The sequence below is a fragment of the Variovorax cryoconiti genome, assembly GCF_051216395.1.
Taxonomy (GTDB): Bacteria; Pseudomonadota; Gammaproteobacteria; order Burkholderiales; family Burkholderiaceae_C; genus Variovorax.
On record NZ_JBPJZI010000006.1, the window covers coordinates 153,458 to 168,799 of the forward strand.

A 15,342-nucleotide genomic window follows, 5' to 3' on the forward strand; every position below is an offset into this window, starting at 1 on the left:
TCCCTCAACCGTTTCGAATCCGCGGATCGACCAGGCCGTAGGCCACGTCGACCAGCAGGTTGGCGAACACCACCAGCAGCGCCAGCACCGTGACCGCGCCTTGCAGCACCGGATAGTCGCGTGCCGAGATCGCGTCGAAAGCCAGCGTGCCCATGCCGGGCCAGTTGAAGACTTTCTCGACCACCACGAGCCCGCCGATCATCTTGCCGAACTGCAGCCCGATGTAGGTGATCAGCGGAATCGCGCAATTGCGCAGCGCGTGTTTGTAGAGCACCACGCTGTTTTTCAGCCCCTTGGCGCGCGCGACCATGATGTATTGCGCGCCCAGCGTCTCCAGCATCGAGGTGCGCACCAGCCGCACGTTGGTGGCCGAGAAGATGATCGCCATCGTCAGCGTCGGCATGATGAGGCTGATCGGCCCGTCCCAGCCCGAGGGCGGCAGCAGCGGGAAGGTGATCGACAGCAGCAGCACCAGCATGATCGCCAGCCAGAAATTCGGGAACGACAGCCCGACCAGCGACCCGATGCGGATCACCTGGTCGATGCCGCGGCCCTGGTGCACGGCAGCCTGGATGCCGAGCGGAATCGATATCAGCAGCGACACCAGCAGCGAGGCGCCGGCCAGCGCCAGCGTGGCCGGCAACGCATCGCCGATCAGCTGCGACACGGGCGTGCCGCCCAGGAAGCTGCGGCCGAAATCGCCCACCACCATGCCCTTGAGGAACTCCGCGTACTGCACCGGAAAGGGCCGGTCCAGTCCGAGACCGGTGCGGATGTTCTGCAGGTCTTCCTCCGTCACGCTGCCGGCGCCCTGGGCCAGCATGATGGCCGGATCGCCCGACAGCCGCACCGCATAGGAAACGAACAGCGTGACGACCAGAATCACGAACGCGGCCTGCAGCAGCCGCTTGAAAAGAAAACCGAGCATGGAACCTGTTCTTGGCTTTTATTCGACCGTGGCTTCGACGAAGCGGAAGCGGCCGTCGGCCGGCAGCGCCAGGTTCTTGGCGCGCTTGTTGATGCCGTACACCGTGTTCAGGCTGTAGAGCGGCATTTCGAGCGCCTGGTCGGCCACATAGCGGCCGATTTCCTGCAGCGTGACCTTGCGCGCGGCCTGGTCCCAGGTGTTGCGCTGCGTATGCAGCAGCGCGTTGAGCTTGGCGTCGTCGTCGAACGGGTTCCAGCGCTGCTTCGTGTAATACATTGCATAGGCGGTGTTGTCGTAGTCGAAGGTCCAGCCGCCCCACTGGTTCTGCCACATCTCGCCGGTCTTGCCGTTCGGGATGATGTCGTTGAGCAGCACGTTGGTTTCGTACGGCTTGAGCGACACCTGCAGGCCCACGGCCGACAGGTAAGCCGCCACGGCTTGGGACACCTCGCGGAAGTTGCTGTCCGGCCCGCGGAAATCGAGCTGGATCTGCGTACCCGGCTTGACGCCGGCCTTCGCCAGCATGGCCTTGGCCTGCGTCGGGTTGAACGGCAGCGGCTTGAGTGCCGGGTCGTAGCCGAAGGACAGTTCGCCCTGGAAGCTGGCGATCGACTTGGCCTGGCCGAGCAGGATCGTCTTGATGATCGCGTCGCGGTCGACCGCCATCGTGAGCGCCTTGCGTACCTGCACATCCTTCATGATGCCGCGCTGCGTGTTGTAGCGCAGCGCCAGCGCCACCGGGCCGCCCATGCTGACGACCTCCAGCTTGGGGTCTTTCTTGAGCGTGTCGATCAGCGCCAGCGGCACCTGGTTGGCGACGTCGATGCGACCGGCCTGCAGCTCGGCGGCCTGCGTGGCCGGCTCGGCGATGAAGCGGTAGACCAGCGCATCCACCTTCGGCGCGCCGCCCCAGTACTCGGCGTTCTTCGCGAACGACAGGCTGACCTTCGGCTTGTAGTCGGCGAACTTGAACGGGCCGGTTCCGACCGGGTTCATGCCGAAGAACTGACTGCCTTTTTCCTTGATGTACTTCGGCGGCACGATCATCGCGCCGTAGCCGGCCAGCTTGGTCAGCAGCACCGGGTCGGGCGACTTGAGGAACATGTCGACGGTCAGCGGATTCACCACCACGACCCTGTCGATCGACGCATAGTTCGACTGCTGCGGTCCCTTCTTGCCTTCTTCGCCGAGCAGGCGATCGAAGGTGAACTTGACGGCTTCGGCATCGAAGGGCTCGCCGTTGTGGAACTTGACGTTCGGGCGCAGCGTGAAGCGGATCTTGGTGTTGTTCTCCAGGAGCTCCCACTTGGTGGCGAGTCCCGGAACCAGCTTCATGTCGGGCGTGCGCATGATCAGGCCGTCGAACACCTGGCCGCCGACTGCGCCCCAGGCGACGAGGAAGGTCGCGATCGGGTCCCAGTTTCCCGGGTCCTGGTGCAGGGCGACGGTCAGCGTGCCGGCGGCTTGCGCCTGCGTCATGGCGAGCGGGCTGCAAAGTGCGGCCAGCGCGAGGCTGGAGGCGAGCAAGGTGCGCTTGAGGGTTCGGGTCATGGTCAGCTCTTTCGGTGAGGGGAACGGATTTGAAGACGGAGTAAAGACGGGTGGGTAGCGCACGTCAGGCCACGGCCTGTGCCACGCGGTGATCGCGCGAAACCTCGACCAGCCGCAGGATCGCCGGCTCGTCGCCGACCGCGCGCATCGGGCTCGGAATCTCGCCTTCGATCAGTGACGTGTCCTTGTGGCGACCAGGTTCGGCCACGGGCACGGCGGCCAGCAGCTTGCGTGTGTACGCATGGGCCGGCGTCTCGAAGACCGCCTGCCGCGTGCCGATCTCGACGATCTGCCCGAGGTACATCACGGCGACGCGATGGCTGATCTTCTCGACCACCGCCATGTCGTGCGTGATGAACAGATAAGACAGCCCGCGCTCGGCCTGCAGCGCCATCAACAGGTCGATGATCTGCGCCTGGATCGACACGTCCAGCGCCGACACCGACTCGTCCGCGATGATGAGCTTCGGGTTGCACGACAGCGCGCGCGCGATGCACACACGCTGGCGCTGCCCGCCGGAGAACTCATGCGGAAAGCGGTTGGCGTGCTCGGGCTTGAGGCCGACGTCGACGAGCAGTTCGGCGACGCGACCTTCGATGGCCTTGTCGTCGGTCAGCAGCCCGTGCGTGCGGATCGGCTCCGCGATGCTGAAGCCGACGCGTTTTCGCGGATCGAGCGATGCATACGGATCCTGGAAGATGTACTGGATGTCCTGCCGCAGCTTGCGGCGCCCGGCGGCGTCGAGCATGTCGATGTCCTGGCCGTCGAAACGGATGGTGCCGCTGGTCGGCGCCACCAGCTGCTGCAGCGTCTTGCCGATGGTCGATTTGCCGCTGCCCGATTCGCCGACTAGCGCCAGCGTTTCGCCGGGATAGATCTCCAGGCTCACGCTCTCGACGGCATGCACACGGTGCGTCGCGCGGCCGAGCCAGTTGCGCTTGACGTCGAAGCGTGTGGTCAGCTTCTCGACCTGCAGCAGCGGCGCGTCGTAGCGCGCGGTCGCCTGCACCTGCGTCTTGCCGACCGTGCGGCGTACGCCGCCGTCCAGCACCTCGAGCGGCGTGCGCAGCGGAAAAGGCTGGCCGGTCAGGCTGCCAAGACGCGGCACGGCGGCCAGCAATGTCTGCGTGTACGGATGCGCCGGTGCGTTGAAGATCCGTTCGACCGGACCCTGCTCGACCTTGCGCCCGCGCCACATCACCACCACGTCGTCGGCCATCTCGGCGACCACGCCCATGTCGTGCGTGATGAAGACGACGGCGGTGCCGAAGTCGCGCTGGAGTTCACGGATGGTGTTGAGGATCTGCGCCTGGATCGTGACGTCGAGGGCGGTCGTCGGCTCGTCGGCGATCAGCAGCGTCGGCCGGCACGAGAGCGCCATCGCGATCATCGCGCGCTGGCGCATGCCGCCCGACAGCTGGTGCGGGTACGCATCGAGCAGGCGCTCGGCATCGGGCAGGCGCACCTTGCGCAGCAGCGCCAGCGCCTCGGTGCGCGCCTCGCGGGTGCGTAAGCCGCGGTGCAGCCGCAGCGCTTCGACGATCTGGTTGCCGACGGTGAACACCGGGTTCAGCGATGTCATCGGCTCCTGGAAGATCATCGACATCTCGTTGCCGCGCATGCGCAGCAGCGTTGCCGGTTCGGCCTGCGTCATGTCGAGCACGGTGCCATCGCGCGACCTGAACATCACCTGGCCGCTGGCGATGCGGCCACGGTTGTAGTCAGTGAGCCGCATGATCGCCATTGACGTCACCGACTTGCCGGAGCCCGATTCGCCGACGATGGCCAGCGTGCGGCCGGCACAGACGTCGAAGCTCAGGTCATCGACCGCGCGAAAGACGCCTTGCGGCGTGTCGAACTCGACGCTCAGGTTGCGGACCGACAGCAGCGGTGCGGGCAGCGCATCGGACGTGCACGGGACTTGAGGAAAACTGGATGGCAAAAGTACGTCTCGTTGTGGAGGTGCATGCGGCACCGAACCTATGTCGGAGCACGCGCGTGCGCCAATGTCGCGCAAGTCGCGTGCCAAGGCCGCCGTGGCGAACCGAAAGTCAGGCGGATTCGAGTCCCGTCAGCGCCTCGCGCGTGACCAGCAAAACCTGGTCCTCACCGGCCGATGTTTCGAGCCAGACGACTTCCAGCAACGGGAATGCGGCTTCGAAGTAATCGCGTTCGTTGCCGATTTCCAGCACGAGCACGCCGCGCTCGTTCATCGCGGCCGGCGCGTCGCGCAGAAGCGAGCGGATGAAATCCATGCCGTCGCTGCCGCCGACCAGCGCGAGTTCCGGCTCGGCGCGGTATTCGGCTGGCAGCGCCGACATGCTCTGGGCATTCACGTAGGGCGGGTTGCAGAGGATGAGGTCCCACGGGCCGGGCAGGGCGGCCAGGCCGTCGGATGCGACCAGCGTGATGCGGCTGTCGAGCGTGTGCCGCGTGACGTTGATGGCCGCCACTTCGAGCGCTTCGGTCGAGATGTCGGCGGCCGTCACGGTGACATCCGGATAGGTCATGGCCGCCAGCACGGCCAGGCTGCCGTTGCCGGTGCACAGGTCGAGCACCTGGCGCGTGTGCTCGCCCAGCCAGTAGTCGATGCTGCCGTCGACCAACAGCTCGGCGATGAAGCTGCGCGGCACGATGGCGCGCTCGTCGACGTAGAAAGGCACGCCCTGCAGCCAGGCTTCCTTGGTGAGATAGGCGGCCGGCTTGCGGGTCAGGATGCGGGTGGCGATCAGCGCGTCGACCCGCGCCTGGTCGCCGAAGGACACCGGCCGATCGGCCACGGCGTCGAGGTCGTCGAGCGGCAGGCGCAGTTGCCACAGCACCAGCCAGACGGCTTCGTCGAAGGCGTTGTCGGTGCCGTGGCCGAAGGCGACGCCGGCCTCGGTCAGTTGTTTGGCGCCGGCGTCGATGAGTTGGATGACGGTGCGGGTCTCGTCGCTGGCCGTGCTCATGCCGCCGCCCGTGCCGTCTGCCGGGATTCGAGCGCTGCGATCGCGCGCCGGTAGATGTTCTTCAGCGTGTCGATCGCATCGACGTCGATGTGCTCGTCGATCTTGTGGATGCTGGCGTTGACCGGGCCGAGCTCGATCACCTGCCGGCAGATCTTCGCGATGAAGCGCGCATCGCTGGTGCCGCCGCTGGTCGAGAGTTCGGTCGTGATGCCCGTTTCGGCCTGGATGGCCTGCTGCACCGCATCGACCAGCTCGGCGGGCTGCGTGAGGAAGGGCAGGCCGCCGATGGTCCAGGTCAGCGTGTGGTCGAGCCCGTGCGCATCGAGCACCGCCTTCACGCGCTGCTGCAGCGATTCGGGCGTGGATTCGGTCGAGAAGCGGAAGTTGAAGTCGACCACCGCGCTGCCCGGGATCACGTTGCTGGCGCCCGTGCCCGCGTGGATGTTGCTGATCTGCCAGCTGGTCGGCTGGAAGAAGGCATTGCCCGCGTCCCAGCCGCCAGCCGCGTTGATGGCGACCAGTTCGGCCAGCGCTGGCGCGAAGGCGTGCACCGGGTTCTTCGCGAGATGCGGATAGGCGATATGGCCCTGCACGCCGTGGACCGTGAGCCTGCCGCTCATCGTGCCGCGGCGGCCGTTCTTGATCATGTCGCCGCAGCGCTCGACCGAGGTCGGCTCGCCGACGATGCAGTAGTCGATCGCCTCGCCGCGTGCGGCCAACGTGTTGCACACGACGACGGTGCCGTCGACGCCGGGACCTTCCTCGTCGCTGGTCAGCAGCAGCGCCAGCGTGAGCTTCGGGTCGGGCGTGGCCGCCAGGAACTCCTCGATGGCCACGACGAAGGCGGCGATCGAGGTCTTCATGTCGCAGGCGCCGCGGCCGTAGAGCCTGCCGCCGCGGTGCGTGGGGGTGAAGGGCGGGCTGGTCCACTGGTCGAGCGGGCCGGTCGGCACCACGTCGGTGTGGCCGGCGAAGGCCAGCGTCTTGCCACCAGCCGTGCCGGGGCGCACCGCCCACAGGTTGGTCACGCGGAAATCGGCCGGGCCGCTCTCGATGGTCGCGAGGCGGAAGCCCAGCGCGGCGAGGCGTTCACCGAGGATCTGCTGGCAGCCGGCGTCGTCGGGCGTGACCGACGGGCGGGAGATGAGGTGTTCGGCGAGCTGAAGGGTTCGGGACATCTTCGAAATCAATGACGGACGTCGAGCGTGATGTCCGTGAAGCTGGGTTCTTCTTCCTGCGCCATCAGCGCGCGCTCTTCGTCGCGCTTGGTGGGTGCCGCCTGGCGGTTCTGCAGGCGCCACATCAGGTTGGTGGGCGAATCGGCCTGCGACAAGCCTTCCTCGCGGGTGACGCGGCCTTCGGTCACGAGCTGGGCAATGTCTTCCTCGAAGGTCTGCGAACCCTCGGCCATCGACTGCTCCATGGCTTCCTTGACCGCGGAGAAGTCGCCCTTCTCGATCATCTCGGCGATGAGTGCTGTGTTCAGCAGCACCTCCATCGCCGGCCAGCGTTCGCCCTTGGGCGTGCGCAGCAGGCGCTGCGCGACGATGGCGCGCAACGCGCCGGCCAGGTCGCCCAGCAGCGTGGGCCGCACTTCGACCGGGTAGAAGCTCAGGATGCGGTTGAGCGCGCGGTAGCTGTTGTTGGCGTGCAGCGTGGCCACGCACAGGTGGCCCGACTGCGCATAGGCGATGGCGGCCGTCATGGTCTCGCGGTCGCGGATTTCGCCGATCTGGATCACGTCGGGCGCCTGGCGCAGCGCGTTCTTCAGGGCGACCTGCAGCGACTGCGTGTCGCTGCCCACGTCGCGCTGGTTCACCATCGACTTCTTGTTGGTGTAGGTGAACTCGATCGGCTCCTCGACGGTGAGGATATGGCCCGACGCGTTCTCGTTGCGGTAGTCGAGCATCGACGCGAGCGTGGTCGACTTGCCGACGCCGGTGGCGCCCACCATCAGGATCAGCCCGCGCCGCTCCATGATGAGTGTCTTCAGGATGTCCGGCAGGTGCAGGTCGTCGAAGGACGGGATGGTCAGCGCGATGTGCCGGACCACCACCGCGTAGCTCCCGCGCTGGCGCATCGCGCTGATGCGGAAGTTGCCGGCGCCCTCGAGCTGGATCGCCATGTTGAGCTCACCGGTGCGCTCGAGCTCGGCGATGCGGCTCTGATGCACCACTTCACCCAGCAGGCCCAGCGGCGCCTCCGGCGGCAGCACCTGCGCATTGATCGGCAGGCAGTTGCCGTTGATGCGGATCAGCGCCGGGGAATGGGCCGAGAGGTAGATGTCGGACGCCTTGCGCTCGGCCATCAGTCGAAGGATGCGTTCCATCGTGCTCATCGTTCTCTCACTCCTCGGGCTGTTCTGATGCTGAAAAAAAGACCGCCTGGCGGCGGTCGGGGCGGGATCAGTCGCGCAGCAGGTCGTTCAGGCTGGTGGTCGAGCGCGTCTTGGCGTCGACCTTCTTCATGATGATGGCTGCGTAGGTGCTGTACTTGCCGCCCGGCTTGGGCAGGTTGCCGGCCACCACCACCGAGCCGGCGGGCACGCGGCCGTAGCTCACGCTGTCGGTGGCGCGGTCGTAGATCGGGGTGCTCTGGCCGATGAACACGCCCATCGACAGCACCGAGTTCTCTTCGACCACCACGCCTTCGACCACTTCGGAGCGGGCGCCGATGAAGCAGTTGTCTTCGATGATGGTCGGGCCGGCCTGCAGCGGCTCGAGCACGCCGCCGATGCCGACGCCACCCGACAGATGGCAGTTGGCGCCGATCTGCGCGCACGAGCCCACGGTGGCCCAGGTGTCGACCATGGTGCCTTCGCCGACGTAGGCGCCGATGTTCACGTAGCTGGGCATCAGGATCGCGCCCTTGGCGATGTAGCTGCCGCGGCGCGCCACGGCCGGCGGCACGATGCGCACGCCGGCTTCCTTCAGTTCGGCGGCCGACAGGTGCGAGAACTTGGTCTGCACCTTGTCGTAGAAGCCGAGCGAGCCGGCCTGGATCTGCTCGTTGTCCTTCAGGCGGAAGGACAGCAGCACCGCCTTCTTGATCCACTGGTGCACGGTCCACTGGCCGACCGATTCGCGGGTGGCCACGCGCAGCTTGCCGTTGTTGAGTTCGGAGATCACGTGCTCGACCGCTTCGCGCACTTCGGCGGAGGCCTGGGCGGGCGAGAGGTTGGCGCGGTCTTCCCACGCGGCGTCGATGGTCTGCTGGAGTTGTTGGGTCATGAAAGGGCTCGGTTCTGGATGAAATCAACGATGCGGCGGGCGGCTTCGGTGCACTCGTCGGTGCCGGCCACGAGGGCCATGCGGACGCGGCCACGGCCTGGGTTCGCACCGCCCACCTCGCGTGCCAGGAAGCTGCCGGGCAGCACCGTCACATTGTATTGAGCGTAGAGCGCGCGGGCGAAGGCGGGGTCGTCGCCGTTCCAGGCCGCGGGCACGCCGGCCCACAGGTAGAAAGCCGCGTCGGGCAGGCGCACGTTCATCACGGCCTCGAGCATCGGCGTGACGGCCGCGAACTTGGCGCGGTACATCGCCCGGTTTTCGACCACGTGCGCCTCGTCGCCCCAGGCCGCGATGCTGGCGGCCGCCACCGCGCCGCCCATGGCGCTGCCGTGGTAGGTTCGGTAGAGCAGGAAGGCCTTGATGATGTCCGCGTCACCGGCGACGAAGCCGCTGCGCAGCCCCGGCACGTTGCTGCGCTTGGACAGCGAGGTCAGCATGACCAGGTTCTTGAAATCGGCGCGGCCCAGCTTGGCCGCGGCTTCCAGGCCGCCCAGCGGCGGCTCGTCGCGGAAGTAGATCTCGCTGTAGCACTCGTCCGAGGCAATGACGAAGCCGTAGCGGTCCGATAGCGCGAACAGCTTGCGCCATTCGTCCAGCGGCATCACGGCGCCGGTCGGGTTGCCCGGCGAGCAGACGAAGATGAGTTGCGTGCGGGCCCAGACGGCTTCGGGCACGCTGTCCCAGTCGACCGCGAAGTTGCGCTCGGGCACGCTGGGCACGTAGACGATCTCGGCGCCCGCCAGCAGCGTGGAGCCTTCGTAGATTTGATAGAACGGATCGGGCGAGATCACCACCGGCTTCACCGGCCCGTTCGGGTCGACCACCGTCTGCGTCAGCGCGAACAGCGCCTCGCGCGACCCGTTGACCGGCAGCACCTGCGTGGCGGCGTCGACCGCCACGCCGTAGCGGCGCTGCAGCCAGCCGGTGAAGGCTTCACGCAACTTGACGTCGCCGGCGGTCGCGGGGTACGCCTCCAGGCCCGCAAGGCCGTCGGTCAGCGCCTGCCGGATGAACGCCGGCGTCGGGTGCTTCGGTTCACCGATGCCCAGGCTGATCGGGGTGAAGTCGGCGTTGGGCGTGACGCCCGCGAAGAGCTTGCGCAGCCGCTCGAAGGGGTAGGGCTGCAGCTTGGCGAGGAGCGGATTCATCGGGACCTACTTGAACTTCTTGACCAGGACCTGGCTCTTGCGGTCCCAGTTGTACTTTTTCTTGCGCGCCTCGGGCAGCCAGTCGGGGTCGACCAGCACGAAGCCGCGCTTGATGAACCAGTGCATGGTGCGGGTGGTCAACACGAAGATGCTGTCCAGGCCCATCGCGCGGGCGCGCTGCTCCACGCGTTTGAGGATGCGCTCGCCATCGCCCTGCGCCTGCGAATGCGGCGACACCGTCAGCGCGGCCATCTCGGCCGTCTTCGCCTCAGGGTACGGGTAGAGCGCCGCGCAGCCGAAGATCACGCCGTCGTGCTCGATCACGGTGTACTGGGCGACGTCGCGCTCGATCTCGGTGCGGCTGCGTTTGACCAGCGTGCCGTCGCGCTCGAAGGGCTCGATCAGCTGCAAGATGCCGCCGATGTCGTCGGCCGTCGCCTCGCGCAGCGACTCGAGCTTCTCGTCGATCACCATGGTGCCGATGCCGTCGTGCACATACACCTCCAGCAGCAGCGAACCGTCGACCGCGAAGGGCAGGATGTGGTTGCGCTCCACGCCGGCTTCGCAGGCCTTCACGCAGTGCTGCAGGTAGAAAGCGGTGTCGGTCGGACGCTGGGCCGGGGGCAGGGTGGCGAGCAGCTTGCGCGCGGCGTCCAGCGGCAGCTCGGTGTCGATCGGGTTGTCCTCGCTCTCGGGCAGCTCGCTGTCCATGCGGATGCCCGGGATCTCGGTCAGGAAGATCAGCTTGTCCGCCTGGATCGAGATCGCCACGCTGGTCGCGACTTCCTCCATCGTCAGGTTGAAGGCCTCGCCGGTCGGCGAGAAGCCGAAGGGCGACATCAGCACCATGGCGCCGAAGTCGAGCGTCCGGCGGATGCCCGAGGCATCGACCTTGCGCACCAGGCCCGAATGCTTGAAGTCGACGCCGTCGATCACGCCCACCGGGCGGGCGGTGATGAAGTTGCCGGAAATCATGCGCACCGTCGAGCCGGCCATCGGCGTGTTTGGCAGGCCCTGGCTGAAGGCGGCTTCGATCTCGTAGCGCAGCTGGCCCGCGGCTTCCTGCGCCGAGTCCAGCGCCACTTCGTCGGTGATGCGCATGCCGTGCGAGTACTTCGCCTCGTGGCCCTTGGCGCGCAGCTGTTCGTTCACCTGCGGGCGGAAGCCGTGCACCAGCACCACCTTGACGCCCATCGACTGGATCAGCGCCAGGTCCTGAGCGATGTTCTGCAGCTTGCCCGCGGCGATCGCCTCGCCGGTCAGCCCCACCACGAAGGTCTTGCCGCGGTGCGTGTGGATGTACGGCGCAACCGAACGGAACCAGGGAACGAAGGTGAAGTTGAAGACAGTGGACATGCGGGCAGGGTGGCAGGGGTCGGGCGGCGCGCCGGTGGGGTCGGGCGGGGATAATTCCCGATTCTCTCCGATGTGCCCCGTGCCCGACCGCCTGTCTTGTCCGCTACCGACCACCCCACGCCGCCCCTGATCGCGCTGAAGATCGAATTCCCCGAGTCGCTGCCCGTTTCCGCGCGGCGCGACGAGATCGCCGAGGCCATTTCGGCGAACCAGGTCGTCATCGTCTGCGGCGAAACCGGCTCGGGCAAGACCACGCAGTTGCCCAAGATCGCGCTGTTGCTGGGCCGCGGCAAGCTGAACAAGCCGCCGGGGCAGGGCAAGCTGATCGGCCACACGCAGCCGCGGCGTATCGCCGCGAGTTCGGTCGCCAAGCGCATTGCCGAGGAGCTGAAGACGCCGCTGGGCGAGGTGGTCGGCTTCAAGGTGCGGTTTCAAGACCGGCTGAGCCGTGACGCCTCGGTCAAGCTGATGACCGACGGCATCCTGCTGGCCGAGACGCAGACCGACCCTTTGCTCAAGGCCTACGACACGATCATCATCGACGAGGCCCACGAGCGCTCGCTGAACATCGACTTCCTGCTGGGCTACCTGCGCGAGATCCTGCCGCGCCGGCCGGACCTGAAGGTGATCGTGACCTCGGCGACCATCGATGCCGATCGCTTCGCCACGCACTTCGCTTCGCGCAACGGCCCTGCGCCCATCATCTATGTGTCGGGCCGGACCTTCCCGGTTGAGCAGCGCTACCGGCCCTTCGAGGAATCGCGCGAGCACGACCTGAACGACGCCATCGCCGACGGCGTCGACGAACTCTGGCGCGACCCGCACAACGGCGGTGACATCCTGGTCTTCCTGCCCGGCGAGCGCGAGATCCGCGAAGCCGCCGACCACCTGCGCAAGCACCTGGCGCAGCAACCGGTGATGCGCAATGCCGAGGTGCTGCCCCTTTTCGCACGGCTGTCGCCGGCCGAGCAGGACCGCATCTTCGAAGGCCACACCGGCCGCCGCGTGGTGCTCGCCACCAACGTGGCCGAGACCTCGCTGACGGTGCCCGGCACGCGCTACGTGATCGACACCGGCACGGCGCGCGTCAAGCGCTATTCCTTCCGCAGCAAGGTCGAGCAGCTGCTGGTCGAGCCGATCAGCCAGGCGGCCGCCAACCAGCGCGCGGGCCGTTGTGGGCGGGTGGCGAACGGCATCTGCATCCGGCTCTACGACGAGAAAGATTTCCTCGGGCGGCCGCGCTTCACCGACCCGGAGATCCTGCGCTCGTCGCTGGCCGGCGTCATCCTGCGGATGAAGTCGCTGCATTTGGGCGATGTCGCGCGCTTCCCGTTTCTGGAAGCGCCTGCGCCGCGCGCGATCGCCGACGGCTACCAGCTGCTCAACGAACTGGGCGCGGTCGACGATGCCAACGAGCTGACGGCGATCGGCCAGGAACTCGCCAAGCTGCCGCTCGACCCGCGCGTCGGCCGGATGATCCTGGAAGCACGCTCGCGTGGCGCGCTGGAAGAGGTGCTGGTCATCGCGTCGGCGCTGTCGGTACAGGACGTGCGTGACCGGCCGATGGAAGCGCAGCAGCAGGCCGACCAGGCGCATGCCAAGTTCGACGACGACAAGAGCGAGTTCAGCGGCTACCTGACGTTGTGGAAATGGATCGCCGACGCGCGTGGCGGCAATGCGCCACAGACCCGGCGCGAGCTGCATGGCGACCCGAAGAAGCGCGCGAGCGCCGCCTTCCTGCCGATCGCCCAGCGCACGGTCGCGGCGGCGCCGGAACCCGTGGCCGAATCGCTGCCGACGCACAAGATCAGCAACCGCCAGTACGAGCAGCTGCTGCGGCAGAACTTCATCAACGTGCGCCGGCTGCGCGAATGGCGCGACATCCATTCGCAGCTGCTCACGGTGGTGACCGAGCACAAGTGGCAACTCAACCGCCAACCGGCCAGCTACGAGGCGCTGCATCTGTCGATGCTCGCCGGCCTGCTGGGCAACGTCGGCTGGAAGATGGAAGACGACGAGGCCTACCTCGGCGCGCGCGGCATCAAGTTCTACCGGCACCCGGGCGCACACCTGCGCAAGAAGCCGGGCCGCTGGATCGTCGCGGCCGAATTGGTCGAGACCACGCGGCTGTTCGGGCGCGGCATCGCCAACATCGAGCCGCAGTGCCTGGAAGAGGTCGCCGGCCATCTGCTGAAGAAGCAACTGCTCGACCCGCACTGGGAGAAGAAGGGCGCGCAGGTCACGGCGCTGGAGCGCGCGACGCTCTACGGGCTGGTCGTCTACAGCGGTCGCCGCGTCGACTTCACCAAGGTCGACCCGGTGGCGGCGCGCGAGATCTTCATCCGCGAAGCGCTGGTCGGCGGGCAGTGGGAGAGCAAGTTCCCCTTCCTCGCGGCCAACCGCAAGCTGGTCAAGGAAGTCGAGGGGCTGGAACACAAGGCCCGTCGCCAGGACGTGCTGGTCGACGACGAGCTGATCTATGCCTTCTACGACGCCCAGTTGCCGCCCGACGCGGCGAGTGGCGCCGCCTTCGAGCATTGGTACAAGGAACAGTCCCGCGGCCAGCCGCGGTTGCTGTACCTCACGCGCGAGGAGCTGATGCGCCACCAGGCGGCGGGCATCACGACGCAGTCGTTTCCGCCGACCGTTCGGCTGGGCGGCGTCGATTGCATCGCCACCTACCTGCACGAGCCCGGCGACGCGAAGGACGGCCTCACCGTCACCGTGCCGCTCTTCGTGCTCAACCAGGTGAGCGAGGAGCGCTGCGAGTGGCTGGTGACCGGCATGCTCAAGGACAAGATCCAGGCGCTGCTGAAAAGCCTGCCGCAGCGCCCGCGCTCGCGGCTGGTGCCGCTGCCGGAATCCGCGTCGAAACTGGCGCAAGCGTTGTCGGCGCCAGAGCTCTTCGGTGCCGGCTCGCTGACCGACGTGTTGCAGAAGCGCGTGCGCGCGCAGACCAGCATCGACGTGCTGCGCGCCGATCTCAAGCTCGACATGCTGCCGCCCCACCTGTTCATGAACCTGCGCGTGGTGGATGAGAACGGTCGTCAGCTTGGCATGGGCCGCAATCTCGGCGCGCTGAAAGCGGAGCTCGGCACGCAGGCGCGCGGCGCCTTCCAGGCGCTGGCGGGGCTCAATGTGCGGGCAGCGCCAGCGCCGGCGGCTGCGGCCGATGCGCCCAAAGCCGCGAATGCACCGCGCCCCGCACCGGCCGCGCCATCGGCACCCGCGTTGCCGGCGGGCGCCCGTTACACCGCATGGACCTTCGGCGAGCTGCCCGAGCTGATGGAGGTGCGCCGCGGCGCCCAGTCGCTCATCGGCTTCCCGGCGCTGGTCGACGGCGGCGATGCCGTGAGCATCGAGGTCTTCGACGAGCCGGCCGTGGCGGCCGCCAAGCACCGCGCGGGCCTGCGCCGCCTGTTCGCGCTGCAGATCAAGGACGCGCTGAAGTACCTGGAGAAGAACATCCCGGATCTTCAGAAGATGGCCGTGGCGTACATGCCGCTGGGCACTGCCGACGAACTGCGCACGCAGATCGTCGATGTCGCGCTCGACCGCGCCTTCCTGCAAGACCCGCTGCCGACCGACGAGTTCGCTTTCAAGAAGCGCATCGAGGAGGGCCGCGGGCGGCTCACCTTGATCGCCAACGAGGTGGCGCGGCTGGCCGGGCTGATCCTGGTGGACTACGCCGTCGCGGTGCGCAAGATCAAGGACACGAAGATCCAGCCCGACGCCACGGCCGATGCGTCGCAGCAGCTGCAGCGCCTCGTCGGCAAGCGATTCATTGCCGACACGCCGTGGCCGCAGCTGCAACATTTCGCGCGCTACCTGAAGGCGATCACGGCGCGGCTCGACAAGCTGCGCGCCGATCCGGCCCGAGACGCCGCCAAGCTGACCGAGCTGCGGCCGCAGGAGCAGCGCTACTGGCGGCTGGTCGCCGAGCGCAAGGGCGTGGTGGACGAGCGAATGCTCGAATTCCGCTGGCTGCTGGAAGAGCTGCGCGTCAGCTTCTTTGCGCAGGAGCTGCGCACGCCGCAGCCGGTGAGCGCAAAGCGGCTCGACAAGGCCTGGGCACAGCTTCAGGCATGAAAAAACCCGCCGAGGCGGGTTCTTCCGAT

10 protein-coding genes are annotated in these 15,342 nt (G+C 67.3%); 1 reads left to right on the plus strand and 9 read right to left on the minus strand.

All coding sequences use genetic code 11. The features are described 5' to 3' along the window. Positions 1–4 precede the first annotated feature (4 nt). The 9 genes from ACSFA2_RS16550 to argA all read right to left on the minus strand — a co-directional run bounded on the left by ACSFA2_RS16550 (position 5) and on the right by argA (position 11,224). Positions 5–928, minus strand: coding sequence for an ABC transporter permease (locus tag ACSFA2_RS16550; protein WP_435456405.1), 924 nt, complete (start codon positions 926–928; stop codon positions 5–7). Between the two features lie 18 nt (positions 929–946). Then, positions 947–2,479: an ABC transporter substrate-binding protein gene (locus ACSFA2_RS16555; protein ID WP_435456406.1), complete on the minus strand. Its 1,533-nt coding sequence runs from the start codon at positions 2,477–2,479 to the stop codon at positions 947–949. A gap of 64 nt (positions 2,480–2,543) precedes the next feature. Further along, positions 2,544–4,421 carry an ABC transporter ATP-binding protein gene (locus ACSFA2_RS16560; RefSeq protein ID WP_435456407.1) on the minus strand — a complete coding sequence of 626 codons (1,878 nt, stop codon included), beginning with the start codon at positions 4,419–4,421 and terminating at the stop codon, positions 2,544–2,546. 109 nt (positions 4,422–4,530) lie between these two features. Further along, positions 4,531–5,430 (minus strand): 50S ribosomal protein L3 N(5)-glutamine methyltransferase, encoded by a 900-nt coding sequence (prmB, locus tag ACSFA2_RS16565; RefSeq protein ID WP_435456408.1) that lies wholly within the window; start codon positions 5,428–5,430, stop codon positions 4,531–4,533. After that, positions 5,427–6,608: a succinyl-diaminopimelate desuccinylase gene (dapE, locus tag ACSFA2_RS16570; RefSeq protein WP_435456409.1), complete on the minus strand. Its 1,182-nt coding sequence runs from the start codon at positions 6,606–6,608 to the stop codon at positions 5,427–5,429. The genes prmB and dapE overlap by 4 nt, the downstream gene beginning before the upstream one ends. Before the next feature lie 8 nt (positions 6,609–6,616). Next, positions 6,617–7,768 (minus strand): PilT/PilU family type 4a pilus ATPase, encoded by a 1,152-nt coding sequence (locus ACSFA2_RS16575; protein WP_435456410.1) that lies wholly within the window; start codon positions 7,766–7,768, stop codon positions 6,617–6,619. Positions 7,769–7,835: 67 nt separating this feature from the next. After that, entirely contained in the window at positions 7,836–8,660 is an 825-nt protein-coding gene (gene dapD / locus ACSFA2_RS16580; protein WP_435456411.1) for a 2,3,4,5-tetrahydropyridine-2,6-dicarboxylate N-succinyltransferase, read from the minus strand. Beyond that, on the minus strand, positions 8,657–9,868 hold the full coding sequence (dapC, locus tag ACSFA2_RS16585) for a succinyldiaminopimelate transaminase (RefSeq protein WP_435456412.1): 1,212 nt from the start codon (positions 9,866–9,868) through the stop codon (positions 8,657–8,659). The genes dapD and dapC overlap by 4 nt, the downstream gene beginning before the upstream one ends. A gap of 6 nt (positions 9,869–9,874) precedes the next feature. Then, positions 9,875–11,224 (minus strand): amino-acid N-acetyltransferase, encoded by a 1,350-nt coding sequence (gene argA / locus ACSFA2_RS16590; protein WP_435450416.1) that lies wholly within the window; start codon positions 11,222–11,224, stop codon positions 9,875–9,877. A gap of 96 nt (positions 11,225–11,320) precedes the next feature. Between argA and hrpA the strand changes: the two genes are divergently transcribed. Further along, the gene (hrpA, locus tag ACSFA2_RS16595; protein WP_435456413.1) at positions 11,321–15,313 is read left to right on the plus strand and encodes an ATP-dependent RNA helicase HrpA; all 3,993 of its coding nucleotides are present in this window, start codon (positions 11,321–11,323) and stop codon (positions 15,311–15,313) included. Positions 15,314–15,342: the final 29 nt, after the last annotated feature.